The following is a 26181-nucleotide window of genomic DNA, read 5'->3' on the forward strand; positions in this document are numbered from 1 at the left end:
ACATGACCCTCGATCCCTTCAAACTTCTCTTCCCTTCAGGGACTTCACCGCCATCAAACCTATAGTACATACAACCCCCATAATATTGGAAAGGAGGCTTACCCCACGACCGGGTTCCCACGCCTCACTGAAGGGTTACGTGAGTGCATTGCAATATAATATCAAAGTAAGATATAATCCAGTACAATCAGAAATAATGCCAATATAACATCTTTCACGTATACACAAACTATGAAAACAAGTGACCAGATTAAAGCAGAGATTATTGAGCGATTTGGCTTCTTCCCGCCCTTTTTTGAACCTGCCTTCATAACTCCAAACATTCTGGAAAACCTGTGGCAGCAGACTCTTTCTGCTTATGTTAATAATCCGCTGCCTCAGTTATTTAAGGAAAAACTCTTTGCCTACCTCTCAAGATATTGCAGTATCCCTTATTGTATTATCTGTCATAGCTGTGCACTCCGGCCCGAGAAGATGTCTTCAGGGGATATACTGAAGATGCTTAAAATAACCGCCCCATTTATTGAAGAAGATATTTCAGAAAACATCAGGATACTCAAAGATGTCCCATCTCCGATGGAGAAATGGCCTGAACAGGGATCTCCAATTGAAAATATCATATTTACCTGTTCAGTATTCATCTTCTTAAATCCTGCCGGTTCTGACAATTGCAGGGTTGAAATACACCGCACTTTGGGTGATACATATTACAACTATCTGATTGAGTTCATCTCTTACATAAAGACATGCCATATATGGGTAGAGGCACATCCTGAGCTTTCTTATGAAGCGGACAAACGGGCGATTGATAATCTTGATGCCTTAATTCATGCAGAACCTTCCCTTGCTGATTTTTTTACAAATTATAATGAAAAGGTCATGTCTGAGCTAAAGAGTCAGAAAGAACAACTCCTCACAAATCTCATTTCACTTAAAAAAGCGGAAGAAGAACTCCGTGAAAGTGAAGAACGGTTTCGTTCAACATTTGAGCAGGCTGCCGTTGGTATAGCCCATATAGCACCGGACAGAAGATGGATGAGGGTTAATCAGAAGATCTGTGACATTGTAGGTTATACACGTGAGGAACTGCTCAATATAACCTTTCAGGACATAACCCAGAAACAGCCTGTGACGGGAATGAGGCAATTGGAAAATATAAGGATGCAAGGGATTCAGGTCATCCCTTTGATGTTGTTATCATGGACCTGACTATACCCGGCGGCATGGGCGGCAAAGAGGCAATAAAGAGATTAAAAGAAATCTACCCCGCTGTAAAAACAATCGTTTCAAGCGGATATGCAAATGACCCAATCATTGCCAATTATAAAGATTATGGTTTTACAAGCATACTCACAAAACCATACACAATCGAAAATCTAAGCTCTGCCCTGCATGACATTCTGGGTTCTACTGGGATTTCTGTGGGTACATGTTAAACTTCCAACAGTAGAACAAGATAGAAATCCTCCCCCGAACAAACCGGAACCAAAGCATTCCCCTCCTTTAGAAGGAGGGATTCCCTTAACATTCCCCTCCTTTACAAGGAGGGGTTAGGGGAGGTATCTTTTCTCATCTCTATATCAATCCTGTCCAATACATTTTCAAGATTCTCATAAATATCAAGATTGGTAAAACGCAAAAAAAGTAATCCCATAAGCTTCAATAATCTTTTGTCTTTCTATATCGTTTTCTACAGCTTAATCCCTTGCTTCTTAGCTTTAACCACAACATCATTTCAGCCTTAGGCATCTCTTGTCTTAAATTGATACAAAAGGTCGCAATCCCTTCTAAATGAGGTCTGTGATTCTATAACCGGATGGAGTTATTGAGAGACCGCTTAGAGCCGTCGCAATCCCTTCTAAATGAGGTCTGTGATTCTATGAACATTGAGGAAGACTGTGTTCTACTCGTACTGTCGCAATCCCTTCTAAATGAGGTCTGTGATTCTATAGCCCCCATTGCTAATATTATTAAATATCATTAAGTTACAATAGGGGTTGTGCAAATTTGTGCGACTTTTTATATTAACCAAAAGTTGTCCTTCCATTTTCCTGAAATCACCTCCTAACAATATTAAATTTTCAAAGAACTGTATGGGAGTAGGACGATTCATGTTGATTTACAAGAAAACAACCCCATCCCCACCCTACCCCTCCCCTTGAAGGGGAGGGAATTTTTGTAAAATTACTTCATACCATCCCAATCCAAAGCTTGGTCCCTTGCCGACATGCAATATCTCTCCTGCTTTTAAGATCGACAGGAATTGTTTTATCTTTCCCCTGTAAGTAATTTCCCCTACTATGCCTCCCATTTTCATCCTGACATTCTGCCTTGTTGAAAATCGTTCCCAATCATACCATTTTAATGACTTGTTTTCAGCAGTTACTTTTTCTGCTTCTTTTATCAACTGCTTGTAGCCCCATGATGGTTCTTCATTGCCGCAGTGGAAATAATATAACAGGCCCAGTCTCCTTACAAGGCTTCTCAATAATATATGAAATATCAGATCAACTGCAAGGTCTCTCTGATACATTATCCTTGCAGGGGTTAAAAATCTTAATGAGATTGAATCGTCTGAATTATCAGAAGTAAAATCAAAATTCTCAGGCAGATAAATTTCATCAGGGGAAACAGACCTGAGAGATTTCTCTTCAATCGAATATATTGTATCTTTACCATTCTCAACATTGAGTAATTTATATCTGCCCCTCCCCTTTCCTATTCCGGTTTTTCCGAGTTCTTCAAAGGTGTAAACAAAGTATGGAAGCATCTCCACAGCCTTGCCAATCAGGATCAGACTGAATGTTAAGATTTCTCCAGGCTTATATTTCTGGCGGGTTTCAGCAGGAGGTTGAATAACAAACGGGTGGGGCACTGTAAGGTATTTGCCCATTCCCATATAGCCGGAATCTTCTGTAGAAAATCTCCCTTGCTCACCCCCACCCTGGCCCTCCCCCATCAAGGGGGAGGGGATTTTAGGGGGAGTTAAAGGGAATGTCTCAAATACATAAGCATACACACATCTCTGCCGAAGGATGCAATCTTTGCAGTCATTTCTTTTTAATGCACACACTACCTTTTTAAAGGTGATACCAAAGCCGCCACGGAATGTGGAGCCTTTGTAATAAGGTAGGATGACTTCATCTATTGCCTCGATGGTGAAATGAAATTTTTGATAGGTAATGTTCACTCGAAAATCACCCCCCCAGCCCCCCCTTGAACAAAGGGGGGGATTTTCGTTTTCCTTTGTGAAACCTCTGTTTCATGACAGTTCACCTGAACACCTCCATAGCTCACCCCCACACTAACCCTCCCCCGTCAAGGGGGAGGGAATTATTATTATCAGTTGTGTGTCATTGCAAAAAGATATTGACACCTTCCGGGACCCTGTCACCACATCCCATAATCTCTACTTTTAAATCAGAAGGAAGCGGGTATATCCTGAGGTCATCGTTCTTCTCATTTATGAGTTCTTTTAACCGGCCTTTCAATCTTAGCAATTCTTCCCAGGTTAATCTACAATAAAATACAGAATACTGAATATGAATACCATTCTGCTTTAAATATTTGAAGACGCGGGAAAGACGTTTTACATCTTTTATGTCATAACATACAAGATAGTTTGATTGCATGTGTAAAGCTCCATAGCTCACCCCCACCCTGGCCCTCCCCCGTCAAGGGGGAGGGGATTTTCGTAGCCCCTCCAGTCAAGGGAGGGGGAATAACCCTGGGGTAGAGGGAATTGTGCAAAATCTTAAATACGCAGTTCCCTCATCAGGGCGAACAGGTCATCTAACGTCCTCTCAATCAGGTCGTGCAGTATTTTTTTTCTATTCTCAAAACGATGGATAATGTCTTTCATGCCATCCTTTGATACAGACCACCCACCTTGACCTTTAATTATAAAATCATTCTCCTTACTTCCCTTACTTCTTTCAAAAAACTGTATCCCCTGCAAATCAATCGCAGGCCCAATTGTATAACAAATATCAAGGGCAAGCCCAAAGTTGTGCCTCCTGTGCCTGATACCGATGTGAGGGTCAAGGTCGCTTCTCATAATGCTTCCAATAAGCATCTCCCTTACAAGATGGTTTATAATAGCCTTTACAACATCCCACTTCTCTTCTGTCCTTGGTTTGTATTGCCTGATAAACTCCTGATAGTCACACTCCCTGAATCCCCGAGATGTAAAAGTGGAGGCAGTATCCGGCGATAATCGTTTTGCTGTATTGAGTTGTGCATCCCTCCTCTTTGAAAACAACCACATCTCAAATCTTTTTATGTTCTCATCATTTTCAAGGAAGATCTTCTGCTCTTCATAATGCCTCGGCAGATTGTGGTTATACGGAATGGTAACGGCAGCCTCTTTACCCCGCATATTCATAAAAGTAACAGGTATGTCATTTTCAGTAAATAGTGTTACCACACCGGCATCCATCTTCAGATTGCCGATAATGATTACCCGGCCTATCAATCTGGATGGTATACGCCGGCCTGCCTTGCCTTCTTCCTTAACCCACACAGAAGGGCCGTCTCTGATTACTTCCAATCCCCTGTTCTCACTCAGGTAAAGGGTCTTGTCCATCCATTATCCTCCTCGCAAGACTTCTGACTTCTTCAACAAATTTTGACCTCATAGTCTGTGCCCATTCTTCATATAAAGGATAAAACCTCTTTCTGCTTTCTTTTTTCAGATAGCACCCCGGTCTCTCATCTTCATTGGAAAAATCCCTGTCAGTAAATTTCCTTTCCCTGAAAATATCCCACACAAACCTGTCAACATCCGGTCTGTAGGATTCTACAAGGTCACACGCGAGGGACTCCCTCCCATATTCAAACTGATGATAAAAACCTATAGTCGGGTCAAGTCCGATAACCTCAATCTCCCGCACCAATTCAAAATGAAGAAGCGTATAGCACAATGATAGTATTGCATTAACAGGGTCCTGCGGCGGCCGCCTGTTTCTGTTTTTGAATCTGAGGGATTCTGGGAATAGTCTTGTGTATGCTGAAAAGTATGATGCAGAAGCACCGCCTTCATATCCCCTGATTGAATCAATGGTGTCTCCATTAGTTATGTTATGGATTACCTTTTCCAAGGTGTCTATCGCAGTCTTCAGCGGAAGCCTGAGGTCATGGCGGGTGGTCATAGCATTCCTCAGTAAGTCCGCCTGAGCAGTGACTTTCATGGAAACAATGTCTCTGGAAAATTCTAATGAAGGTGTTATTGATTTTTCATACTGCTTTACCCGGAGCAGTGCATTATTATGTAGTCTGCCGTGAAGCATCCCGCAAAACCTTGTTCTCTTGCCTGACAGGAATATCACACTTATCCCTTCATCCGATAACTTGTGCAGAACAGGGGTCTCTAAAGTAACATTCCCAACCACAACCACCCTTTTGAGCGGTTTGATCGGCACCATTCCCTCGCGTTCATTGTTGTTATAAAAACTGAGGGCATTGCCATCTAATTTGATGTAGAGGTCTTTTCTGTCAATGTATAAGGTACCCACGGCTTCACCCTCCCCTGCCCCCCTCCCGTCAAGGGAGGGGGAATAACCCTTAGACTCCCTCTTCCCTGGCGGGAGAGCTGCAAGTAAATTCCCACCAAATTCCTCCCCCCTCCTTTGCGGGGGGAGAAGGAGGGGGGCTCCGGGTGAGGGGCCTCATTTTAATTCTCCTTTATAAGCCTATGCTCATAACGGTTCTCCCCTTATTCCTACAATCATCCTATATAGAAATATGCAGGATCTTTAGGCTGAACAGCAATCCCCAGTGCGTGTGTCCTGCTTCTCCCATCCATTGTAAATATATGAACTCTGTCCTCATCAGCTTTTATAAGCCTCTTGATCTTCCCTGTGACCTGCCGGAATTCGCCGTCAGTGAGGAAACATTCATACACAGACTTCTGCCCGCCCGTGCTGTATCCCTTGAGGAGATAGCGAACACTGTTCAGCCTTCTGTTATTTGAAATGTCATAAGCGATAAGATAAAGAATCCTGTTCATAAAGACAGGATATTCGGATTTGTTCAGGAAGTCATCAAAAGAAACGTTGCAGAAATGTTGCTGTTTAAGAAATCACTATGCCAGCCTTTTAAGGAGGTTCATGTTTTCTTTAATACTTGCAGTAAGATGTTGTTTCAGAACCTGGGTCAACCCTTTACCCTGATATGTCCTGATAAGATGTACAATCTGGGTATAAACCAATGTCTCAGGATCTGTCGCATTCTCACGGGCAAGCGCCTCAAGGGCATTTTGATCATCCTCAGTAAGTTTAATCTTCAATTCAGTCATTTTATTTTTCCTCCAGAGGCAATTATAGATTGTCTTGCAAACAAGTCAAGCGGGTGCCCAAACTTGAAAACGTCCACCTAATCAGGCGAATGGTCAAATATAGAAACATCCCCTGTCACCGGCGACCTGTAAATCAGCTTCCGTGCCTTACCATGCAAGGCATGGGCAATCTTGAGATAGAGCCATATTGGGGCATGGCCGGTGAGGATGATGTCGTTACCATTGCCGGCAAGTTCTTGTGTCTTGTTGATGTACTCGGGCATGGCGGAGAGTTTGGCAGTGTCTGTTTCAGAGTAGAGCGTACTTAAATCAATAATTATGTGTTCAGCCATTGTTTCAGGTTATCCTTCAGGGTTGCTATATTTCTACCATCCACTATTTTAATCTTCATGTCCTCAGCTCTGCTCTTAACATAATCATTAGTCACAGGTCTGGCAGAAGCAAGCATCTTCTTACCAAAAAGGCCAAGTGCACGGTCTCCAAGTGCATCCAACTCATATAGGTATTCTTTCCCAACAGACTCATCAGTCCCATCTACAAACCTATCAGGATTCGCAGTTTTACAGGAAATATAAAATAATCTATTTCTTTTTGAAATAAGAACATCAAATTCATTTTTAGGAGGTTTCTTGCCGGTCGTGTCCCATTTACCAGTTACATTGAGTTTTACCTCATTCACATCTAATGACTTTGCTGTCAAATATACATACTCCTCAAACCAAAAACCCCTTAAATATTTAGCAGCCTCTATATCGGGTATCTGAATTGTTGTTTGGCGCTTCCTTTGCACTAATCCATGATTTTCGAGTATCCCACAGATCCTGATGAAATCTTTATCATCTCGCAGAGTAATATTAATTGGATATACTGCCTTATCAATATCTTTTAACTTGCTATTGATTTCTCCAATAAGCTCTTGTCTGTTTATCGCAAGCTGAACGATTGTGTCAGTAATATGTTTTCTTTCAGAGATATAACGATCCTCTTTAACATACTCTGAAATATTGAAACCATAAACAGCAAGGTAATCATTGATAGATATATCTACATTAATTGGAATCTTTTCCTCGACAGGCGATACTTTTATAATCTCATTATCGTAGGTGTTCACATAAAAGATTGGTTTACCACTTGAATAAAAGGTCTGAAAGGTTCCTATCGTGCCTATTTTTGTGCCTCCTGTAATGTTAAGAGTTATTTCATCATCTGTGAAGTCCTTAATTACATTTTCAGAAACAGAAACCACATCGTTTATGTCATAAGCCCTTATCTCTTTTGTTGTAACCTCAACACATTTCTGCCTGATAACTTTTTCAAGCCGTTTTGCCTCTTTACGCCTTTCTTTAGTTGCAAGAAGAATTACTGTATGCGGTTTAAACTGTAACACTGTAGTTAGGTTTGGTATCGGCTGGTCAGATACAAGGCATACATGGCTCATGGACAACTCCTTTTTGGTTTAATGATTTAGGATGCTCTTCTAATAACCGCTTCAGTATTTTTTCCTGCACATCAGGGGAAAACTCATGCCCATAGAAACGGAGGAATATCTCTTTCCGGATAACCTTATCATCAGCATCAGGTATAATTACTCTTATCCCTGCCTCAACCTGGCTTCGAGCCATATCGAACATGGAAAACCCCATCATCATTCTTTCCTGGCCGCTCTTCTTCATTATCATCTGAAAAAATAGTGACTCAATTTCCGGTGAGGTATCATTCATGTGTTGCCCTTGAGTTTCACAACTCCCCTCTCTTTAATTTATCCCTAATCTCCTTAGACCTCTCAGGCATCACCTTATAAAAAAACTCCATCTGGGCTTCAAGCCATTTGAGTTTTTCTAAAACAGGTTTCTTTCTGTAAGCCTCTATCTCCTCATAGGTTCGGGAATAAAGAAGTGGGTTAGGTCTATTCATTCTATCTATCTATCACATATATCAAATTAAATATCAATCTTTATTGGAACACTAAAAGCATATCCATAATGTACAACCTCTGGTTTAGCCGGAGAAACCCCTTCCACCATTCTACCATAAAAAGGTTTATTATCTCCTTTCACATAGAAGATCGAACCAACAGTCAGCATTATTATAGGTTTTTTAAACGGATTCCCGTTAAATGTGTACTCACCACCTAGCTTCCCATATTTTACCATTGTCTTGTAAAATCCATCAGTAGGGTCATCTTTTGCAGGAACAAAGTTAGAAATAGTAACAAATCCGTTTGCCTCGCCAAAATTATCAAATTTATTATATGGCTCAAGTGCTCCAACTATTTCGAAACTACCTTTACCCACCGACCTTTTCTTCCCATAACCTATTAATGATAAATCCTTAAACAAAGATTCAACCCTTTCTTCCCACCCATCCTTTATTTTAATATAAATTGAAAGCGTGTCTGCCTTTAATTCTCTTGATTCAATTGCAAATTCTTCGAGTTCAAAAAGAGAACCTTCATCTCCTGTAGTTCCTGTGATTCTATTTATAGAACTATGCAGTGTTGTATAGGTTTTAATTGCTTTATAGGCATCGGTGGCTCCAATTTCTATCGCTCCCCTGCGCACAGACTCAAACACCTCCGGCGACAACCACGAAACTTTTTTTAGTTCCTTGGTTCTTTTATATTCTTCAATATTATCCCCTTTTGACTTTCTCAAAGATATGTGTAGAGGAGTTGGAAACAGGTCACATGGAAATCCGTCTGATAACACAAAAGCAGGATTACCATTTTTATATTCCTGAAGAAATTTCGTAAGGGCATCTGTTCCTTCTCTCCATGCTAAAATCCAGCAAAGACTTCCAAATATAGTATCTGCCTGCCATGGCGTCAGGAAACTACTGTGAGGTCTGATTTTCAAACGAAATGTTTTCATATCCTCTTCTAATTTATCTCTCTAATCTCTAAATTATTTATTTTAATCTTGCCATAGCCCCTGCTTCCAGAACTACCCAAATAATCTTTTTGGAGGAGGTCTATACCCTTATTCACAATCTTTAAGATATTATCTTCATCATCGTCTTTAAATAGTTTAATAGTTATATTCATGTTAAACTCTGTACCGGCAGGAACTCTTTCTTGAGTTCGTAATCCTTTATCAGCCGCAGTTCCAGTTTTTCTATTGATAATATTCTCACTTTTAATCTCAGCAAAATTAATACCTCTTTCTTCCTGCGCAGTTCTTAGCACGGATTCAGATTCTGGAGTTATTGAGCAATCTCGCACTAAGATACGGGTAATTTCTTTATTGCTCATCCCATGTGAGCCAAATACTTTACAAACAAGACATCTCCCACACTTGCATGGCTTTCCATCATCCAGAATTTGCGCCCCGCTTGAGGCATCAGACTCCAACAATGAACGCATTTTACCTTTTATTGATGATCCTAGAATATACGGCAACAATGTAATAGGGTGCCTGATAATAGTATTCTCTGAACCTCCTGGTTCCACAATGCCTTCTTTAGTACCGCCAATTCGCAACCCTGCTTCGCAATGGATTATCCCTGTAATCGCTATAAACTTTTTTATTATCATAATAACTACCTCCTATGTTTATTGTCTTGATACATCCTTGAAATATGCTAACACACTCAAAAAGTGTTCAATAAAACCCTTGAACTCTTTTGGTCCCTTAATGGCAAGTTCAGAATTTTTATTTATAAACTTACGAAACTCCTCTGATACAACTCCTCTGCTTACTTGATAAGCGACATCTCGTTCAAAGGCATATAGATTTGGTTTAATAGAATCAAAGTTACTACTGGAAGTTTTATACCTGCTTTCTATTGCCTTTAATTTGTTATAAAAAGCCCTTAACGATGTAGGTGTCATTCTTAACGCAGCTAACACATTGGCAACTTCTTTGGCATCTTCTTTAAATATCCCAACCCTTAAATATCCGTTCTCATCAAAATATCCACCCTTAAGGTAATCGTTAGATAATCTTGCGGCGGGTTTATCATATCCTGATGTAGCTTCGTATCTTTTTTTCTTAATGCAGTCTTCACATATCTTATAATGAGGTTCTTTAGGGATAAATTCTTTTTGACATTGCACACACTTCTTTTTCATCTCTCCTCCACCGCCTCCCTTTATTCCTGCCTTTTCAAAGGCTCTTTTCATGTCACTCATCTCTCTTACCCCTGTTTGCCATTAAAGCATAATTGGATATTATTCCAAGGTGATGTAATCTTGGGCTATTTAAATTCTTGAGGCTTTCAGCCCATAACCTTATTTCTTTCTTCTTTGGGTCTCTATCATATAAAGACGGCAGGTTTCTCGCAATATCGTAGGTCATTAGCGGCAGAAATCGTAGATGCTCAGTTCTGCCTGTCTTCTTAAATGAATTATTCATCTGTGAATAAATAAGCAGGTTATTAACAAACCCAGAAGAAAGTTGATTTTGTCTTAGCCATTCCTCTAACTTCTCTGACTCTTTTATAATTTCAGAAAGCATGAACCACTTTATTGTCTGCCCAAATACTGTTAGACTTTCTTTATCTTTATTATCTTTTGAATTATCAAGGGCATTGTCAGCCATTTCAACACTCCTGAAGACCGGATGGTTATGTTTTACAAAGGCAATACCTGCAGAAAGCGTAAGATTTTCATTGTTACCGGTGAACCTCTTAAATTTTGAATTTAGCTCTTCTCCAAATTTTATTATTGAATCCCATGGGCCTATGACAAGGATGTCGTCCCCGCCGGAATAGACAGTATAGATTTCAGGAAAATCATCTTCAATAAGTTTCTGCATAAAACCTGAGAAGAATACATCCAGCATACGACTCATTGTAGAGACACGTGAAATGGTACTCTTTTCTTTCAATCCAAAAGCAAATGCAGCCCCTAAGTTATCTACATCAGCCTTTAAGTATCCAAGCATCTTTTTCCCTTGGCTTTCATTGGCTATACATTCAAAAAAGAGAGGCTGACCTTTTTTAACCTGTTCTATATTTATGCACTTATTTTTCTGTGGGCATTTACTGCAATAATCCTCATCAATGAATACAGGAATATAATTCGCAATATATCTGAAGTTATATGGATAATTATAAACAGGAGAGTGCCCACCAATTGACATAACTAAATATACCCCCTTAGATGACTCTTTCAGATCAAAAGAATAACCTAAAGGCCCTTTGAACTCCCCTTTATTATCTTTATAGAAACTAACATAGTTAGAAGTGTGTAACAACGTACCTATCCGTTGATCATCAAAGCACCGGCTACAGATGTAATAATCATTTTCTTTATTATATTCACCCGGAAACTTCTTGCATGCTTTACAAAGTTTTTCTTCTTCACCAAAATCAATATCCAATAAAGCAATATCTTCGTTCCATAAGCCATTTTCTGATAATAAGCTGTTAATTGGTTTTTTCTTTTCCTGCTGTAATAACTGACTAATATTATTCATCACTACCTTATAATCATTAAAGTCCTCGCCTGATAAAGGCATTGTTGTAATATTCAGATTAATTTCAGCATTTAGATTCTTAAAAAACCATAAGTCAGTTTCCTTTTTAATTGACTCTATTCTATTTTTTGCATCACTGATATTAGGTAGTAATATATAAAATTTACCGCCAGATACCATAAGTATGTTTGCCAATGGCAGATTAAAGGTATGTAATATCTTATGGCTGATAATTTCTGAGATAATATTAAGTTGAAAAGAACGTGCCCTCAATCTTTTAGCAACCCCTCCGGCTCCGACATGCGTTATGTTAAATATGTAGTTCTGAATACCGGATAGATCGCCAACTAAAAGAATAAATTTATTAGTTTTATCATTTTTAATTTCGACTTCATTAAAATTGGGATAGTGGTATTGATAAAGACACGCTGCAATAGCAGAGGTCGTCTTTAGATGGTCATAAAGCGAAACATCTGGCACCTCCTCCTGTGTGTTACTCGGAATGCACCATGAATACCGCATTAATATTGTCATGAGATGAGAATATATAATGTCAAAGTCGGACTGGCCTATAGCATCAACAAAATTCTTAAATTCTTCACCAAATTTCCTTAGATGTAAATTCATCTCATTTTCTTCATAAGTGACAAACTTATCCGGGAAGGCGGCTTCCGACATTAAAGGATTAAGCCTGTATCGCTGTACTTCAGGGAGATGTTTGTCAATCTCAATACGACTGAATATGGATACAAGTGGAGTTGCCTTGAAGTCCTGATAAGAATCTGCTCTTTCACCCCTTTCAGATGATGAGTAATTGTCTGCACGGCTTACAAGGTAGCTCAATGCCCTATATTCTTCAGGGGCATTTTGGCAAAGCAAATTATCTTTGAAACTACCTGCATGCTCATGATGGCGTTGAACAAGAGTTTTAAATAAGTCAAAGTCTACAAATCTTGAAAAGAAACCTTTAAATGCACCAACAAAATCAGATGAGACTTGAGGATGCTGTCCCTTTGTATCAAGGCTGCCAAAACTTCCTCTTTGCAGCATCTTACCCACATCATGCAGCAACGCCGCCAGCACTACGGTCTGATACTCTCTCTGGTCAATGTTTCCCATCTAAACTCCGTTATTTTTGTTCAATGATGTAGCTTCAGGGTTGGAAATGTTGTGCTGATTCTAATTGCAGTTAGGAATATATCTTGTTTGAAATTTTATTGCAACAGGAAAAACGTTGCAGAAATGTTGCTATGTGGGCATATTCTTTTTACCTAATCATGCTAATGATCATATATGATAAGATCACATGTAACCAGCGGCCAATAAATCAGTTTGAGCTTCATCCTGTTAATGGTAATTTAACCTGCAGTTTTTCTGACCATCTCTGAACATACTTCATGTCAAGATGAGCTTTTTGCATTATAAAAACCTTTTTTGCATCAAGTAAATCCTGCTCTCTGCCGCTTATAAGTTTTAATAAAATTAAATCTTCCGGAGTAGGAATATTGACTGTGAAGTCAGCAATATTAATAGCCTGCCTCCTGCTCAATGCTTCTTTCTGAAAATCATCATCTGCAAACAGGAAATCAACAAAGACATCAAGATTACTTTTCAGAGTAGTCCTCAGCAATGATACCCTATCAAAGGTCATAGGCTTATCATGTATAAAAACAAAGGCATTACTCTTGTCTTTCTTCTGCCTGAGGACAGCAAAATCATCAAGGTTAAATGAAATTAGAAAATCTATATCAACCGTTGCCCTCGGTTCTCCCCATATCCCAACGGCCAATCCCCCGACTAGCATATATTCAATGCCGGAATTATCAAGGAACAGACATAGTTCTTTAAGGTATTGTACAAGTGGATTATCAGGCATTAAGTACCCTTCAACACCGAAAGTTCTTTTCTAACCAACTCTCTGAGTTCATCTTCCGTAAGCTCAGGATACCTTTTTCTCATCATGGCCCGCTTCAGTTCTATTGACAGCATAGTCACATCCGCCCACGCTTTTATTCTTTTTTCTACTTCTGCATCAGAAATGGGTTTCATAATTTATCAGTATACCTAATATCTATAAGTGTGCTTTTCATTTTGCCCGTGTGAGTCTGGTTGATTTCCTAAGCCCCTTGAGATAAGCCTCTGTTCCACTCTTTAACTCAGGGTGGTCATTCACCTTCCATGCACCAAAGCTACCCTCAATAGCCTTTTTTAACTTCAGCCTTTTTAGCTCTTTTCTCAATGCATCTGCGACAACCTTGCTCTGCTCTCTCCTCGATACCGTATTTCTCAGATCTTCAAGCAGATCTTCCGGTAAAAGAAAGTTTGCCTGTTTTGCTGTAGTGCCCATAATTCTCCCCCGTATCTTCCTATAGATTTATGTAGGTTATTATATAGATAAATATCTATGACATCAATCAGGCGAATGGTCTTCTTTTCCAAGACTATTGCAAGAATCTCAAGAAGTTGTTATTACTTCTTGTTCTATCCAATCAGTCATTTTTGCGAAAGGAATCGTTCCAGTAGCAACACTTATAACAAAGCCATATTTCTCATCTTCACCTGCTGTTAGGTGGAAGCCGTTCAGCCGGATAAATACATCCATAGCAGTAAATCCTGTACGTTTATTACCATCTACAAAAGGATGATTAGAAATAACGGAATGTAGTAATGCAGCCGCCTTCTCCGGCAGAGAGGGGTATAAGTCTACGCCTCCAAATGTGGCTTGTGGCCGTGCAACAGCGGAATCCAATAATTGAATACTGCGTATTCCTTCCGAGCCGCCGGTGCTTTCAATAACACTCTTGTGTATCTCTAAAAGGTCTTCAAGGGTAAGATAGATCACTATGCCAGCCTTTTAAGGAGGTTCATGTTTTCTTTAATACTTGCGGCAAGATGTTGTTTCAATTCAGGGGTCAACCCTTTACCCTGATATGTCCTGATAAAATGTACAATCTGGGTATGTACCAATGTCTCAGGGTCTGTTGCATTCTCACGGGCAAGATCTTCAAGAGCCTTTTGATCCTCCTCAGTGAGTTTAATCTTCAATTCAGTCATTTTATTTTTCCTCCAGAGGCAATTATAGATTGTCTTGCAAACAAGTCAAGGGACTGCCTAATCTTGATAATGCCCCACTAATCAGGCGAATGATCAAAGATCGCAACATCCCCTGTCACCGGCGACCGGTAAACCAGCTTCCGTGCCTTGCCATGCAGGGCATGGGCAATCTTGAGATAAAGCCATATCGGGGCATGGCCTGTGAGAACAATGTCATTGCCATTGCCGGCAAGTTCCTGTGCCTTTGTGATGTATGCAGGGATATCCGCTAATTTTGCAGTTTGAGTATTCATGTAGAATGTATCTATATTGATGACAACAGTCATTGTTTGCAAAATAACTCCTTTTTTAACATAACGTCTATCCCATCAATATAAACATATTGAACATTATTCTGCTCTGCTGTTTCTTTCATGTCTTTTATTTTGCCGTCTATGTAATGTGGATAGACCTTTTCTCCATTTTCTTTTTCTTGGACCATTGATTTCAATAAAGGACCAACCATTATTGCCTTTCCATAGGGCCCACTTTTTTTATAGGCAGTGTTTTCTTTGCTCTTGACAATGTCCCCGGAAAATTCATAAGTCTTCATTTCAAAAAATAGCAGGGTACCAAATTTAGTTGTTATTACTATATCAATCTCGGTATCTATTTTGGAGCCAGGATCTCCTGCTTTCTTCGTCTTAACCCCCATGTGTATACTAACAATGCTATTTTTAACATTATCGTTCTCTTGAATTACATCGGCTATGTGGGAGGCGACCATCCATTCAAATAAGATTCCTGGCTTAAAGTTAGAAAGCCGCTTTAAGTCATTTTTGTAAAATATGTTCCCTGATATATCCTCTATTTCTCCTCCTATAGATCGTACTGCGGAAATAATTTCTCCCTTTTGTTCCTCCTTGACCGGGTCTTGCAACAACTTTTCTCTCTCATGTTCAATGTTTTCTATCACTCTCTCCACAACATTCTTTTTTATAGAGTTCCAGTAATTATTGTATAGCTCTTGTGGTTTACCCAGAATTGTTAATCTTTTTGCTTTTTTTTGAGCCTCTTCAATACGTATAGTGCCCTTAATTATTTCCCCAATAAAACTGTCCATATCCTTAACAAAATTCTCATATCCAGTCATAGTAAGCCCTATTTCAGCAATAGTAGGTTTTGCCTCATTTAACGAACGTTTTACTAAGTCTTCCACTTCTTTTCTATTTTTTGCATAAGCATAAAGAGGCTTCATGGAAGTAAAAAAAATCTCCCTGAACCATTCATAATCCTTAAAATATTGAATCGCCAGTCTGCCGGTATGTATTTTTTTTAAAACTTCTGCAGATGGTGATGGATATAACTCAGTGCTTTCGTCAATTGTAGAGCCATATAAGTGTAATATGTCTGATAAACTGAGGTCTGCATTGCTTCGGAAATGCTCTGGTTGATAGTTAACCCCCAATATCCATATCTCTGGTGGCTTTGCTTCTGTATAAAGTATGACATCTTCTTTACAGCCATCATCAATTCGTTTTCTAAAAACGTCAAGAAAAGCAATATTGGGAATCTTTTGTCCACCAGAAATATTCCAAGCTATCTTTTCACAATTCGTGGCTTTATCCAGCAGGAATGCGGTAAGTGAAATAATATCCTTCTCAAGACCCTTGTTTATTATTAACCGTTTTGATTCAATTTTATAATTCTTCAATACTTCAATAAGTCTCTGTGTAAGGCCCTTTTCCGTATATTCTGTTGAGATTATAAATACAGATCTTATGCCTAATTGTAAGGCAGGAATCATATTGATAGTATTGTTGCCAGTGGCATTACAAAACATAACATGACTTTTAAATTCCGTATCTTTTGGCATACAGTAAATCACCTCTTATACATTTCTGCCCTTGCATTACTTTCAGTCATATCAAAATCCCCTCCCGCTCTACCTCTTCGTGAATCGGCAACACTGACAAGGGGCCATCATCCCATGACTTTTTGTCTACAACCAAGCCACTAAGATTAGCATCATACTCAAGATTAATATCGAGGATAATAGTGGATATTCGATTGCGAATTCTGTGACTTGGAATATCTCTAAGGACAATGAGGATGTCCACATCCGACTCCTCATCAAACTGCCCCATGGCAACAGAACCAAACAGTACAATCCTGTCTACATTAAACTCACCGCTGATGCGCCTTTGTGCTGCCTGAAGAGTTTTCAGCAGCCCCACAGTTATAACGTTATTATTCACCAGATGACTTATGTTTTCCTTCACAACGCCCCTCTCTTTAACTTATCTCTAATATCCTTTGCCCTCTTAGGCATCGCCTTGCAAAAGAACTCCATTTGGGCTTCAAGCCATTTAAGTTTTTCTAAAACAGGTTTTTTCCTGTAGGCTTCTATCTCTTCTCTTGTCCTGTAATAAAGTAACGGTTTATCTTTCATCTTTCCACTCATCCGTGATTTTCTTAAGGTAAAATGTGTCGGCTATATCCTGTGGCCTGTGAAACTTCTTACTAATAAGGTAATTTTATTGCTACGCCACCTTCAAGTATCTCTCTCACAAAAGGATTATCCTCTTTGAAGTCTTCAGGTTTAAATGGATGCGGTTCTATACGTGAATCTATCTTTATCAAATATGGATTTACCCTTTTCCTGTCATAGAACCCTATACCCGAGAAATCCCTTGAAACAAGTGCAACATCAATGTCACTCCATTTGCTCTCCATACCCTTAGCATACGACCCGAATAATATAACCCTCTCAAGATGAAGTCCGCTATCCAATACTATAGCCACAAACATCTTAACCTTTTCTAATATTTCATCTGTGACAACAGCCATTGATATAGCTCCTTAATCTTTGAAAGTTGTTCTTCTGTCCAATAAAAAGGCACCAGTCATATTTATGGTTCTGAAAAAGGGACCCGGCAGCTTCCAGATCATGAGCGGCTGATTTAAGCCAGTAGTCTATATGTTGATTTGTATCCATAATCTTATTGTTAAGCGTATTATAATATGTAGAATAAAAAACTTCCTATTATATTAAATATCAATCTTTACTGGAACACTAAACGCGTATCCATAATGAACAACCTCTGGTTTACTTGGAGAAACCCCTTCCACTATTCGCCCATAAAATGGTTTAATGCTTTCCTGTACATAAAAAACCGAACCAGCAGTCAGCATTATTATAGGTTTTTTAAACGGCATCTTGTTTAAGATGGAACCTCAATTTTAATAATTTTAACTATATTGCCATCTAATTCAACCGTTACGTCCGCTTTAACTGTTTCTCTTTTAACAAATAGTTTCTTATGCAAATTCTCAGGAACTTTTCCCCGGTCACTACCAAGCTTTAGTTCTGCCTTATTATCTTTAGTTGTTGCTGTCAGAGTGGTATTTCCTGGATACCATGTTAGGGAGACGTTCTGCCAGAGGGTAGTTTGGGGTACAGGATTTTGCGATGTGCCCTGATGTTTATTATTTACTTTCTCGATGTTAGATGTATGTGCTGATCGAAAATAGCCATACCCCACATTTGTCTTGCCGCCAGCGCCAAGTTCTGTAAGTCCACCCATGAGCCATTCTTTCGCCTTGTTAACAAGTTCTTTCTCTCTTGAAAAGATAGCAAATGAAAACTTCTCTCCTTTCGCCACGGTGAGAAATGTCACTGGTACTGGATTGAGATAATCTGCCGGTGGAATTGCATTGCCCTTGCTATCGGTTTTACCTTGATAATAATCGCCGTAGTGAGGATTCATAATGTCCAGTTCAAGTTTGGGGAATGATGTCGGCAATCCATACATGAAGAATACCTTACCTTGTGTATTCTCTGAAGCAAGTTGCGGGTCTTTGTAATCCGATCCAAGTATCTTTTTGAGTTCTTTCCTGAACGCTTCTTCAGTAGGCTCGTGTTCAATAGCAATTTCAGCATAAGCCCTTGCAAGCCCTTTCAATCCGCTTCCTGGAAGATACGGAAAGCCGTAAAGCGGATGCAGTGTCATTCCTGTTTCTATAACGCTTGTTCCGCCGAGTCCGATGATGAGGCGGGTATCAGTAGTTAGTTCAAATAATTCAATGTGCCAGCCGGAATGGTTTAAGCTTTCTATTACTGTTCTGTGACGGCGATTTAAAGCTGCAACATAATCTTTATCCTTGGGTAATTTTAATTTTGAAACAGACTCCGCAATACTTTTCCGAAAACCTTTAATATGTTCTTCATTCATTTGCCAGCCAGTCTGCCAACAGTAAACATATTTATTAAAAAGCAATCCTATATTACTTGCTCCAAGTATCTTTTCTTCATCATTGAAAATCTCTCTCGTTTCAGCAGGCAATGGCAGTTTCATCAATCTCCCCCTTTTGCCAAAGCAGTCGCAAATCTCTTGACCCATGCAAGAAAAGCCAAGGCTTCCTCTGTTGCCATTCTATAGCCCTGAGATTTTTCATGAATCACCCGTTCAATTAAGTCATTTGAAATATCTTCATTTTGAGTCCAGACAACATTGCCAGCAAGCCATTTATTAAGATGATCATAGAGAAGACTATATTCCTTGCTCTTTGATTTAGAGATAATAAATGCAAGTGCCTGCCCTAAACCATTAGTAAGAATCATGACTGGTGCACTTTTAACTAAAGAAGCATAATCATCAATTAGATTGTTAGGAACATCGTTTGCCAACTCCCATGCCATTTTAGCTCTTTCCTGTTCTTTAGAGACTATCATTATGCCACTCCATTCAGGAGATTGACATTCACAATCCCCTTGCCGATAGTTGCATCCCCACCGAATTGGAGACGTTTGGTATCTATTGCCGAAATAAAGGCCATAACTTCATTATCATTCTTCAATCCTTCAGGTCTTTTATCGCTATTACATGCTGGGTCATGCGCCATAACAACTGAGTAAAGCAATGAGTCAGACGAAAGGGCTTCTTCATAGAAGAGTGCGCCTGACTTGACCGTCTTTGTTTCATTATCAATCTGAATCCTTGCCTGCACTTCTGTTGAAAGCTTTACAAAATCCCTGAAGGCGTCCTCCGGCAGAATGAGTAAGTCGGTCTTCACTTTATCACGCCAAAATTGGTATTCGTCGCCTGGTGGAATAGCTTTGGAAGCAATCCATTCAGCAATCTTCTTAACGCTGTCGTCTATATGAAAGTCAAAGGTATATTCCTCAAGCACAACCTTGTCGTTGCTGTCCTTTATCTTGCTGCTCTGAACTCCAAATATCTTGTCATCCCCTGACTCCGCCGGAACAGTCCACTCAACTTTGACGCCAGCCATTTCCAAATCCCTTTTCAGCCTGCTCAACGCAAAGCGTGATGTTGTATAGGCAAAAACGCCGTTTAACGAGCGGACTGGGAAAAGCAAAAGCCGAGCATCGGTAAATGTGGCTGCTCCAGCATGGGCATCGTTTTCTTCTTTTTTGCTACTAAAATCTGGGCCGAATGTCCATTTGATTTTATCTCCCTCATTTGCTTTGTTAACCTCAAACCATTCCCTCACCACGCCTTTTACACCCGACGCCTGACAGACAGGATAATCAGTATATTTCTCTCGCTGTATCGGCAGGTCAATCACTACAAGGCTTGTACCGCTGCCGCAGTGAAGGGATGTTTCTGTATAGATAAACATTACTTTTGCTTTCTTAAACATTATCAGTATCCTCCTATCAAGGTTATTCCAAAGCCTTCCTGAGCCTTCTCATCGCTTATTGATTTAAGCCACATCCCGTTGAAAAGCTCATCCAAGCTGCCGCTTTTGAGTTCAAGGTAATACACACTGCCTGCCGGAACTGCCTTTTTCATATCTTTTGGCCTGCCCTTCACAAGGTCAAAGCCGCCGATGCCAATGGGCTTCCCAATACATGCAGTGATGAGCTTTATCTCTATGCCGTTCAGAGAACCTTCCATTGTTTTATTGTCTATGCCACATGGGAGCCATCCGTTTGTAAATATCGCAGGGGTTGTGAGGACTATCTTGAACCTGCCTGTCTCAGACACCTTTTTCTTGATGGTTTCAACAGGGATGTTATTCCATGCTGCCTTTGAGTAAAATGCTGTGCGGTTGTCACCTCCGAGTCTCAACATGCCGGATTCAGGAGGCAACAACTGTGTCCCTTCAACCTCAACAGAAAATCCTACATCTTTATTCAGCCTGAAATATTCAACACTATAAAGTCCACCTTCCTCAACACTCCGTTTTGGCCTGTTCTTGCGGATACCGGTTCTTTCTTCAGTTTCATATAATTCTTTGTTCGCTGTCCATTTATCAGGTGTTTTTCCGGAAAGATATTCAGCCATCATTAAATTGGACATAAAGCCTGTAACAGATTCAAGTGCTTTTTCAGACGGATACCATAGATGCTGCAAACCCGTAGGCAGGTCAGTCATGATGTGACCTTGCAGTTTGTCATCAGGATTCAGAACATGCAGATCGTTGTTCTCTTCCCCTTTCTCCTTTGCGACATCCTTTGGCATTGGGAAATATTGCACAACACCATTTCCTTCTTTCTTTGCAACGACAAACTGCCTTATCGCCAAATTACCGATTGATGTACTGGTGCCAATTTCATTTTTAACCTGTTCGGGAATTGTGTCATTCCCCAAAGCGAATTTGTTGTATTCCGGCCATGAAGTACTTAGAATATGAGAACGTAAAGCCCCATAAACCGTTGAAGGCGGAGGGGGAAACGTCCCACGCGCAAAGTAATCATCACCACCTGAGAAGGGCCTACCATCCCTGAACATCAGGATGTCATTAGGCTCTATGAACAATCTCATCTGTTCCCCTCCCTTCCGAGGAATGCTGCAACCGACAGGAACTTACCGAGGTCGTCAATTGACAATCCACCGGAATGAAGTTGCATAAGCCCGTCAATCAAATCTTCCACTTTATCGTGATTGTTGCCTTTTGTCTGTCTTTTTGCTATACGCTGGAGTTCAAGCCCGATAGCCTCTTCCGGCAATCTATTTTTTTTGCCGTTAGAGTCTTCATACTCAAGCCCTTTTGTCTCTGTCCTGAATGTATAAACGAACTTCGGTGAAATGTTATCATTATGAAAAGCATCTGCCCATTCTATTAGCCATGGAATACTTTCATGAAAATCCTCGTAATACCATTTTGCCTTAATATATTCTGTCCCTCCGGCACGCTTGGCAAGGGCAATACAGAAGGCATTTTTGTCTTTCAGTTTCTTTGCATGTTTTTCACAACCCCGCACTTCTTCCAGAACCTTGGAAAGATTGCTTGAGTGGTGAGCAATGACTATCCCCATGCTTGCAGTAGCCTTTGTTCCCATAGAAGACATAAAACCATTAATGTGCCTTTCGTGCTTGTCAACGTTAAGAGGATAGCCTTTATCATCAACTGGAATAAAACCGGAACCATTCTTAAAGTCTATGGTCACTTTATTAGTTTCAGTATCTGACTTGAGGCTGCCTGAAAAATATGCCCTTAATTTTCTCATAACTTCAGGTAAGTCTCTTAGATTTACAAAGGCAAGTACATCATCTCCCCCTGCATAAACAAGCTTTCCAAGATGGCCTTTCTCAACTATCTCCCTTGCCACCTTCAGCGAAAAGTCCCGTAACGCCTTGCTCATGGCAAGATGGAGCGATGGGTTAAGGGGTCTCTCCATTTTTTTCAATTCATCCCATCTTGTATCAAGAGAATTTCTAACTGAAGGGTGTAATATATTTTCAATCGTTGGGGCTATTTCGCCTGCCAGCCACTTGCCCATATTATCTCCATCCATGAGGAGAACAGCATAGTATGTAGATGGGCTGCCTATTTGTTTGTCTTTATCTTTACCTTTATCAAACTCTTTGATTGCAGCAAACAGGTCTTGCTGCTTTTTCCTGGCATTATCTATAAGCCTATTAAAGGTATATTCATCGTCTTGAAATCTCTTTTTATTTTCTTCCAACAATGCCTTTTTATCGTCAAATGCCTCTTTATAAAGCCAATCTCCTTCAATCCTTGCAAAGTCTCTACATATCTCATCCCTGCAGGCACGAATAACCATCGGCATCGGTATCCCTGACCAGCGGTCAGCAACAAGTTCCTGAACCCCTTTAACAAACTGGTCAACTTTTACTGCAAGATTGTTATAGCTGATATTTTCAATCACTCTCAGTTTAAAAGCCGATGTAGCAACCATGCTGACTGATGGAAAGTTATCAACTATGTCAAACTTTAAAATGTCTTTAAAGTAATATTTTGACGATAGCCTCTTTGTGACGCACACTCCACATAACCTCTCAGATTTTCTTATCTGTGGGAACACTGGCATAACAGTATCCTGCCAAAAGCCTTTTAATGCGCCGAATTCGTTAAGACAACTTTTGTCCTTATATATTCCGGGATGCACAGGTTCTCTCACCCCGCACAGTGTGCATTTGTAGTTTGGCTCTGATTGCTGTTTAAAGTCCCTTACTGCCTTCCTGCTGCCGAGCGCCTTTTCGGTCAAACTGTAAATCTGCCCGTAAACTGTTCCAATATTTGTGGCAAAGCCCTTTTCATATTCTTTAAACAATTTGTCAAATTTCCAATCAGGTTTAATATCCAATAATGATTTATAAGTGCTTAGGAACTCCGTGTAATTATCCACTGCCGTAGCCGCCCAATAAGTTTCAATAAAATCTTCTGTCTGCCTATGCCAGATAGCATCCCATTCACCAGAAGATATTTCGAGTTCCTCAGCCATCTTGTCATTTACAGCATTGCAGACTGAGCGGAAGGTCTCTTTGACTGCTTCCTTCGCTTTATTGGCAATGTCTGCAACAGAGCTTTCAGGAACGATCGCTAAAAATCGGTTTGGAAGGGTCGGTGAAGAAAGCTCCTCTCTGCCGATATCCCCTTCAAATTCAAGCCCCTTTTCTCTTAGCCACAGATCTGCCACCGGTTGGCGACAAAGGTCAGGGAATATCATACTGTCAGGGCCAAATTTCTCAGACACAACCTTCATAGCACTCCATGACAAATAGGATAGAAGATAGCTGCCTGCCCACAAGTCCTGCGTCTTTCGTGCAGCAGCAATAAACTCCTGCACCGGCCCTATAGCAAAAAGTAGAAACGCTGGTTTCGGCAGTGCACCGGCAATAGCAGATGTTATCCGTTTATGCTCCCAGATTGAGTGGTCAGGTATCCTCGTATCAGCAGGTAGCAGTTCCCACAACTGACCTAACCGTGACTGTTTTTCAGGTTTTTTTATCAGGAGGTCAAGCAGTTCTCTCCATAAGGCAAGATAGAGCTTTTCCATATCATTTTCATATTTGTCTGACAGATAAACAAAACTTCTATCAACGGCCGCAGTAATTTCTCCTATTTCAACTTGTGCAAGACTCTTGAGGTCAAAGCCCTTACCTGACAGAGGGTGGATAATCACAGGATTTTTGCGAAAATCAGAGATGAATCCTTCGTCTTTCGGCAGGTTGATACGGTCAGCAGCAGATGCAATATGGTCAGCGGTCCTTACTTCTTCAGGGATTTTCGCATCGCCTTTCCCCATGATTTCAGCCATTAAATCTTTAGCCCTGCCTTCATGGCCAATCCTGCCGAGTATTATAGGCTTCTCAGGCGGGTCATGAAGGATCGCCTGGATTTTCTTTATAAGCAACTGGTTATCCATTTATATTGTTCTCCAATAATTACAATATAGTTTCCATATCCTCGGAAAGAAAATTGTTAAACCTGTCACATACTTCTCCAAATTTTTTATCTACAGATGAATGATTAATAGGATTTTTGTTTTTATCATCCTTTTCTTTCCCCCTACAGTATTCCGAGGGCAAATACAGAGCATAGGAACGATATTTAGATCCTTCCTTAGTAATTTTCATGAAGTAAGGTTTAGCATGGCGTTCGAGGAATGAACGTGTTATCTTTTTTTCAACAATGGGTGCACCAATATATTGTCTTTCTTCAAACTGGTGCCTTAGCTCCAGTTTACTTCTTGCATTTTTATAAATCTTCCCAACGGCTACCACTGAATCATAAGCAGAATTAAAGACATCCTTAGTTCTGAAAATCTTAACCCGCTTAGCAAATGAAGAATAAGATGTACTATCAACGGGCTTGACAAATTTGCGAAGATTTTGTATTTCATATGGCTTATCAATTGATAAATAATCTTTTATATCCTGAAATGCGTTCGCTTTGTTTAAGATATCGAAAGAACCAAAGCCATTCCTGCATCTTGAACCTATACCTCCGAACAAACTAAAAACATACAGTGCCTGTAATACTTCATTTATATAATTCTCTTTATAAAAAATTATAATAACGGAAAACTTTACCCCGGGAGGGAAATATTCCCGTGTAAAGACATTTCCATCCCCCTTTTTATATTCATATGTCCCATAAGCTATGTATTCCAGGATGTTAATTTTAAAATTCTTACCTACTACAGGTACTCGATATGTAGGAGGATCCGGAAATTTGCTCTTTACAGAATTGAGCACCCCATCATGTGCTATTCGGACTGAGAAACTGCTTCCGCCTCCTTCACCTTCCGCAGCGCTCCCAAATATTTTATTTTCTTTTTCCTTCAGCCTCTCAAGATTAGACTCCGCCTGCAACGCCCGCCACCACCAGCGCAGCAATCCCTTAATGCTTGCGGGACGTAGTTCAGCCTTGCTTTGATCCGCCCCTGCCAGAAACATAGGTGTAATAGTTTCAATTTCAAAGATAATTTTTTTTATCACCTAATCCCCCACATCATGCAGCAACCCAGCCAGCACTACTGTCTGATACTCTCTCTGGTTAAACTCCGGCATCTGACACCTCCAAGCAGAGCTAATATTTTGTTAGCTTCAAAATTTATCTTATTTAGATTTTAATTGCAACAGGAAAAATGTTTCTGAAATGTTTCTGAATATTTACATTAGATGAAGAAAAATCTGCTTTTTAAATCGTTCGTTCCGGATTAGGGCTGGCAATATATAAAACATCAACAAAGACATTAGTGTCAATAATAATTTCCCCTGCTACAGGTACGGCCATTTTCTGTTATCACCCTTCAGAGCACCTTTTAAGGACTTCATGGCTTTCACAATCTGATCTTCCTCCATTAACATAGAAAGCGCCATATCAATGGCCTTCTGCTCTGTCTCAACACCAAAGTATCGCTTGGCAAAGTCAATCTTTTTCTGATCCAATTTCATCCGAAAATCCCCTCCGGCGGGGTAAGAAAACCCCGCCTATCCATTTCTACGAGGATAGGGGGGACATTCTTGTCCCGCTGATTTTCATGCCCCTTTGTGAGCGCCCCGCTCATGAGGGTTCATCCGAAAATCAACCCCATCCCCACCCTACCCCTCCCCTTGAAGGGGAGGGAATCAACATAGCCCCCTCTCCCTCAGGGAGAGGGTTAGGGTGAGGGTGGGGTTTTCATTGCCATTTGTGAGCCACCGGCTCATGACG

The 26181-nt window shown here is 40.2% G+C and carries 34 protein-coding genes and 1 pseudogene; 2 read left to right on the forward strand and 33 right to left on the reverse strand.

The window, feature by feature from the left end; all coding sequences use genetic code 11:
• The first annotated feature begins 951 nt into the window (after positions 1-951).
• Positions 952-1116, forward strand: a pseudogene (locus tag HZA08_14480) (PAS domain S-box protein).
• A gap of 29 nt (positions 1117-1145) precedes the next feature.
• Positions 1146-1436 carry a response regulator gene (locus HZA08_14485; protein ID MBI5194622.1) on the forward strand — a complete coding sequence of 97 codons (291 nt, stop codon included), beginning with the start codon at positions 1146-1148 and terminating at the stop codon, positions 1434-1436.
• A gap of 710 nt (positions 1437-2146) precedes the next feature.
• Here the strand turns inward: HZA08_14485 and cas6 are convergent.
• From cas6 to HZA08_14650, 33 genes are all read right to left on the reverse strand, one after another.
• Positions 2147-3190 (reverse strand): CRISPR system precrRNA processing endoribonuclease RAMP protein Cas6, encoded by a 1044-nt coding sequence (gene cas6 / locus HZA08_14490; protein MBI5194623.1) that lies wholly within the window; start codon positions 3188-3190, stop codon positions 2147-2149.
• 163 nt (positions 3191-3353) lie between these two features.
• Positions 3354-3632 (reverse strand): CRISPR-associated endonuclease Cas2, encoded by a 279-nt coding sequence (cas2, locus tag HZA08_14495; GenBank protein MBI5194624.1) that lies wholly within the window; start codon positions 3630-3632, stop codon positions 3354-3356.
• A 122-nt stretch (positions 3633-3754) separates the two neighbouring features.
• Positions 3755-4585 carry a CRISPR-associated endonuclease Cas1 gene (locus tag HZA08_14500; protein MBI5194625.1) on the reverse strand — a complete coding sequence of 277 codons (831 nt, stop codon included), beginning with the start codon at positions 4583-4585 and terminating at the stop codon, positions 3755-3757.
• The gene (gene cas1, locus HZA08_14505; GenBank protein ID MBI5194626.1) at positions 4560-5513 is read right to left on the reverse strand and encodes a CRISPR-associated endonuclease Cas1; all 954 of its coding nucleotides are present in this window, start codon (positions 5511-5513) and stop codon (positions 4560-4562) included. The genes HZA08_14500 and cas1 overlap by 26 nt, the downstream gene beginning before the upstream one ends.
• A gap of 212 nt (positions 5514-5725) precedes the next feature.
• On the reverse strand, positions 5726-6007 hold the full coding sequence (cas2, locus tag HZA08_14510) for a CRISPR-associated endonuclease Cas2 (protein ID MBI5194627.1): 282 nt from the start codon (positions 6005-6007) through the stop codon (positions 5726-5728).
• 75 nt (positions 6008-6082) lie between these two features.
• A complete protein-coding gene (locus HZA08_14515) occupies positions 6083-6295 on the reverse strand; it encodes a hypothetical protein (GenBank protein ID MBI5194628.1) in 213 nt (70 codons plus the stop codon).
• Positions 6296-6372: 77 nt separating this feature from the next.
• Entirely contained in the window at positions 6373-6627 is a 255-nt protein-coding gene (locus HZA08_14520) for a hypothetical protein (GenBank protein MBI5194629.1), read from the reverse strand.
• Positions 6612-7733 carry a DUF1887 family protein gene (locus HZA08_14525; protein ID MBI5194630.1) on the reverse strand — a complete coding sequence of 374 codons (1122 nt, stop codon included), beginning with the start codon at positions 7731-7733 and terminating at the stop codon, positions 6612-6614. Before HZA08_14525 ends, HZA08_14520 begins: the two co-directional genes overlap by 16 nt.
• The gene (locus tag HZA08_14530) at positions 7708-8016 is read right to left on the reverse strand and encodes a hypothetical protein (GenBank protein ID MBI5194631.1); all 309 of its coding nucleotides are present in this window, start codon (positions 8014-8016) and stop codon (positions 7708-7710) included. The genes HZA08_14525 and HZA08_14530 overlap by 26 nt, the downstream gene beginning before the upstream one ends.
• A gap of 16 nt (positions 8017-8032) precedes the next feature.
• Positions 8033-8209 (reverse strand): hypothetical protein, encoded by a 177-nt coding sequence (locus HZA08_14535; GenBank protein ID MBI5194632.1) that lies wholly within the window; start codon positions 8207-8209, stop codon positions 8033-8035.
• A gap of 26 nt (positions 8210-8235) precedes the next feature.
• Positions 8236-9165, reverse strand: a complete 930-nt coding sequence (locus tag HZA08_14540) for a hypothetical protein (GenBank protein ID MBI5194633.1) — start codon at positions 9163-9165, stop codon at positions 8236-8238.
• An 8-nt stretch (positions 9166-9173) separates the two neighbouring features.
• Positions 9174-9827 carry a type III-A CRISPR-associated RAMP protein Csm3 gene (csm3, locus tag HZA08_14545; GenBank protein MBI5194634.1) on the reverse strand — a complete coding sequence of 218 codons (654 nt, stop codon included), beginning with the start codon at positions 9825-9827 and terminating at the stop codon, positions 9174-9176.
• An 18-nt stretch (positions 9828-9845) separates the two neighbouring features.
• A complete protein-coding gene (csm2, locus tag HZA08_14550) occupies positions 9846-10424 on the reverse strand; it encodes a type III-A CRISPR-associated protein Csm2 (GenBank protein ID MBI5194635.1) in 579 nt (192 codons plus the stop codon).
• A complete protein-coding gene (cas10, locus tag HZA08_14555) occupies positions 10417-12831 on the reverse strand; it encodes a type III-A CRISPR-associated protein Cas10/Csm1 (GenBank protein ID MBI5194636.1) in 2415 nt (804 codons plus the stop codon). The genes csm2 and cas10 (HZA08_14555) overlap by 8 nt, the downstream gene beginning before the upstream one ends.
• 220 nt (positions 12832-13051) lie before the next feature.
• On the reverse strand, positions 13052-13588 hold the full coding sequence (locus tag HZA08_14560) for a nucleotidyltransferase (protein ID MBI5194637.1): 537 nt from the start codon (positions 13586-13588) through the stop codon (positions 13052-13054).
• Positions 13588-13761 carry a hypothetical protein gene (locus tag HZA08_14565; protein ID MBI5194638.1) on the reverse strand — a complete coding sequence of 58 codons (174 nt, stop codon included), beginning with the start codon at positions 13759-13761 and terminating at the stop codon, positions 13588-13590. The genes HZA08_14560 and HZA08_14565 overlap by 1 nt, the downstream gene beginning before the upstream one ends.
• 37 nt (positions 13762-13798) lie before the next feature.
• Complete coding sequence (locus HZA08_14570; protein ID MBI5194639.1) at positions 13799-14059, reverse strand: hypothetical protein; 261 nt, start codon at positions 14057-14059, stop codon at positions 13799-13801.
• Positions 14060-14167: 108 nt separating this feature from the next.
• Entirely contained in the window at positions 14168-14557 is a 390-nt protein-coding gene (locus HZA08_14575) for a type II toxin-antitoxin system death-on-curing family toxin (protein MBI5194640.1), read from the reverse strand.
• A complete protein-coding gene (locus HZA08_14580; GenBank protein ID MBI5194641.1) occupies positions 14554-14766 on the reverse strand; it encodes a hypothetical protein in 213 nt (70 codons plus the stop codon). Before HZA08_14580 ends, HZA08_14575 begins: the two co-directional genes overlap by 4 nt.
• Before the next feature lie 77 nt (positions 14767-14843).
• On the reverse strand, positions 14844-15092 hold the full coding sequence (locus HZA08_14585) for a hypothetical protein (GenBank protein ID MBI5194642.1): 249 nt from the start codon (positions 15090-15092) through the stop codon (positions 14844-14846).
• Entirely contained in the window at positions 15089-16621 is a 1533-nt protein-coding gene (locus tag HZA08_14590) for a DUF1887 family protein (GenBank protein MBI5194643.1), read from the reverse strand. The genes HZA08_14585 and HZA08_14590 overlap by 4 nt, the downstream gene beginning before the upstream one ends.
• A gap of 46 nt (positions 16622-16667) precedes the next feature.
• Positions 16668-17027, reverse strand: coding sequence for a nucleotidyltransferase domain-containing protein (locus HZA08_14595; protein MBI5194644.1), 360 nt, complete (start codon positions 17025-17027; stop codon positions 16668-16670).
• Positions 17024-17209: a hypothetical protein gene (locus HZA08_14600; GenBank protein MBI5194645.1), complete on the reverse strand. Its 186-nt coding sequence runs from the start codon at positions 17207-17209 to the stop codon at positions 17024-17026. Before HZA08_14600 ends, HZA08_14595 begins: the two co-directional genes overlap by 4 nt.
• A gap of 59 nt (positions 17210-17268) precedes the next feature.
• On the reverse strand, positions 17269-17595 hold the full coding sequence (locus tag HZA08_14605) for a nucleotidyltransferase domain-containing protein (protein MBI5194646.1): 327 nt from the start codon (positions 17593-17595) through the stop codon (positions 17269-17271).
• Positions 17576-17743 (reverse strand): HEPN domain-containing protein, encoded by a 168-nt coding sequence (locus HZA08_14610; protein MBI5194647.1) that lies wholly within the window; start codon positions 17741-17743, stop codon positions 17576-17578. Before HZA08_14610 ends, HZA08_14605 begins: the two co-directional genes overlap by 20 nt.
• Before the next feature lie 53 nt (positions 17744-17796).
• Positions 17797-17964, reverse strand: coding sequence for a hypothetical protein (locus HZA08_14615; GenBank protein MBI5194648.1), 168 nt, complete (start codon positions 17962-17964; stop codon positions 17797-17799).
• Between the two features lie 5 nt (positions 17965-17969).
• Positions 17970-19103: a type III-B CRISPR module RAMP protein Cmr6 gene (cmr6, locus tag HZA08_14620; GenBank protein ID MBI5194649.1), complete on the reverse strand. Its 1134-nt coding sequence runs from the start codon at positions 19101-19103 to the stop codon at positions 17970-17972.
• Complete coding sequence (cmr5, locus tag HZA08_14625; GenBank protein MBI5194650.1) at positions 19103-19483, reverse strand: type III-B CRISPR module-associated protein Cmr5; 381 nt, start codon at positions 19481-19483, stop codon at positions 19103-19105. The genes cmr6 and cmr5 overlap by 1 nt, the downstream gene beginning before the upstream one ends.
• A complete protein-coding gene (gene cmr4, locus HZA08_14630; GenBank protein MBI5194651.1) occupies positions 19480-20412 on the reverse strand; it encodes a type III-B CRISPR module RAMP protein Cmr4 in 933 nt (310 codons plus the stop codon). Before cmr4 ends, cmr5 begins: the two co-directional genes overlap by 4 nt.
• Before the next feature lie 2 nt (positions 20413-20414).
• A complete protein-coding gene (cmr3, locus tag HZA08_14635) occupies positions 20415-21539 on the reverse strand; it encodes a type III-B CRISPR module-associated protein Cmr3 (protein ID MBI5194652.1) in 1125 nt (374 codons plus the stop codon).
• Positions 21536-24388: a type III-B CRISPR-associated protein Cas10/Cmr2 gene (gene cas10, locus HZA08_14640; GenBank protein MBI5194653.1), complete on the reverse strand. Its 2853-nt coding sequence runs from the start codon at positions 24386-24388 to the stop codon at positions 21536-21538. Before cas10 (HZA08_14640) ends, cmr3 begins: the two co-directional genes overlap by 4 nt.
• A gap of 19 nt (positions 24389-24407) precedes the next feature.
• Positions 24408-25463, reverse strand: a complete 1056-nt coding sequence (gene cmr1 / locus HZA08_14645) for a type III-B CRISPR module RAMP protein Cmr1 (protein MBI5194654.1) — start codon at positions 25461-25463, stop codon at positions 24408-24410.
• A 282-nt stretch (positions 25464-25745) separates the two neighbouring features.
• On the reverse strand, positions 25746-25922 hold the full coding sequence (locus HZA08_14650) for a hypothetical protein (GenBank protein ID MBI5194655.1): 177 nt from the start codon (positions 25920-25922) through the stop codon (positions 25746-25748).
• Between the last annotated feature and the right edge of the window lie 259 nt (positions 25923-26181).

The sequence above is a fragment of the Nitrospirota bacterium genome (assembly GCA_016212215.1).
Taxonomy (GTDB): Bacteria; Nitrospirota; 9FT-COMBO-42-15; order HDB-SIOI813; family HDB-SIOI813; genus JACRGV01.

Coding starts and splice junctions, on each gene's coding strand:
- cas10 (MBI5194636.1), bottom strand. CDS start 12,831: ATGGGAAACATTGACCAGAGAGAGTATCAGACCGTAGTGCTGGCGGCG.
- cas2 (MBI5194624.1), bottom strand. CDS start 3,632: ATGCAATCAAACTATCTTGTATGTTATGACATAAAAGATGTAAAACGT.
- HZA08_14500 (MBI5194625.1), bottom strand. CDS start 4,585: ATGGACAAGACCCTTTACCTGAGTGAGAACAGGGGATTGGAAGTAATC.
- cmr6 (MBI5194649.1), bottom strand. CDS start 19,103: ATGAAACTGCCATTGCCTGCTGAAACGAGAGAGATTTTCAATGATGAA.
- cmr4 (MBI5194651.1), bottom strand. CDS start 20,412: ATGTTTAAGAAAGCAAAAGTAATGTTTATCTATACAGAAACATCCCTT.
- csm2 (MBI5194635.1), bottom strand. CDS start 10,424: ATGAGTGACATGAAAAGAGCCTTTGAAAAGGCAGGAATAAAGGGAGGC.
- cas2 (MBI5194627.1), bottom strand. CDS start 6,007: ATGAACAGGATTCTTTATCTTATCGCTTATGACATTTCAAATAACAGA.
- HZA08_14560 (MBI5194637.1), bottom strand. CDS start 13,588: ATGCCTGATAATCCACTTGTACAATACCTTAAAGAACTATGTCTGTTC.
- HZA08_14530 (MBI5194631.1), bottom strand. CDS start 8,016: ATGAATGATACCTCACCGGAAATTGAGTCACTATTTTTTCAGATGATA.
- HZA08_14540 (MBI5194633.1), bottom strand. CDS start 9,165: ATGAAAACATTTCGTTTGAAAATCAGACCTCACAGTAGTTTCCTGACG.
- HZA08_14520 (MBI5194629.1), bottom strand. CDS start 6,627: ATGGCTGAACACATAATTATTGATTTAAGTACGCTCTACTCTGAAACA.
- HZA08_14590 (MBI5194643.1), bottom strand. CDS start 16,621: ATGCCAAAAGATACGGAATTTAAAAGTCATGTTATGTTTTGTAATGCC.
- HZA08_14610 (MBI5194647.1), bottom strand. CDS start 17,743: ATGGATACAAATCAACATATAGACTACTGGCTTAAATCAGCCGCTCAT.
- csm3 (MBI5194634.1), bottom strand. CDS start 9,827: ATGATAATAAAAAAGTTTATAGCGATTACAGGGATAATCCATTGCGAA.
- HZA08_14600 (MBI5194645.1), bottom strand. CDS start 17,209: ATGAGTGGAAAGATGAAAGATAAACCGTTACTTTATTACAGGACAAGA.
- HZA08_14615 (MBI5194648.1), bottom strand. CDS start 17,964: ATGCCGTTTAAAAAACCTATAATAATGCTGACTGCTGGTTCGGTTTTT.
- HZA08_14535 (MBI5194632.1), bottom strand. CDS start 8,209: ATGAATAGACCTAACCCACTTCTTTATTCCCGAACCTATGAGGAGATA.
- cas10 (MBI5194653.1), bottom strand. CDS start 24,388: ATGGATAACCAGTTGCTTATAAAGAAAATCCAGGCGATCCTTCATGAC.
- HZA08_14650 (MBI5194655.1), bottom strand. CDS start 25,922: ATGAAATTGGATCAGAAAAAGATTGACTTTGCCAAGCGATACTTTGGT.
- cmr3 (MBI5194652.1), bottom strand. CDS start 21,539: ATGAGATTGTTCATAGAGCCTAATGACATCCTGATGTTCAGGGATGGT.
- HZA08_14515 (MBI5194628.1), bottom strand. CDS start 6,295: ATGACTGAATTGAAGATTAAACTTACTGAGGATGATCAAAATGCCCTT.
- HZA08_14585 (MBI5194642.1), bottom strand. CDS start 15,092: ATGACTGTTGTCATCAATATAGATACATTCTACATGAATACTCAAACT.
- HZA08_14605 (MBI5194646.1), bottom strand. CDS start 17,595: ATGGCTGTTGTCACAGATGAAATATTAGAAAAGGTTAAGATGTTTGTG.
- HZA08_14580 (MBI5194641.1), bottom strand. CDS start 14,766: ATGACTGAATTGAAGATTAAACTCACTGAGGAGGATCAAAAGGCTCTT.
- HZA08_14570 (MBI5194639.1), bottom strand. CDS start 14,059: ATGGGCACTACAGCAAAACAGGCAAACTTTCTTTTACCGGAAGATCTG.
- HZA08_14565 (MBI5194638.1), bottom strand. CDS start 13,761: ATGAAACCCATTTCTGATGCAGAAGTAGAAAAAAGAATAAAAGCGTGG.
- HZA08_14525 (MBI5194630.1), bottom strand. CDS start 7,733: ATGAGCCATGTATGCCTTGTATCTGACCAGCCGATACCAAACCTAACT.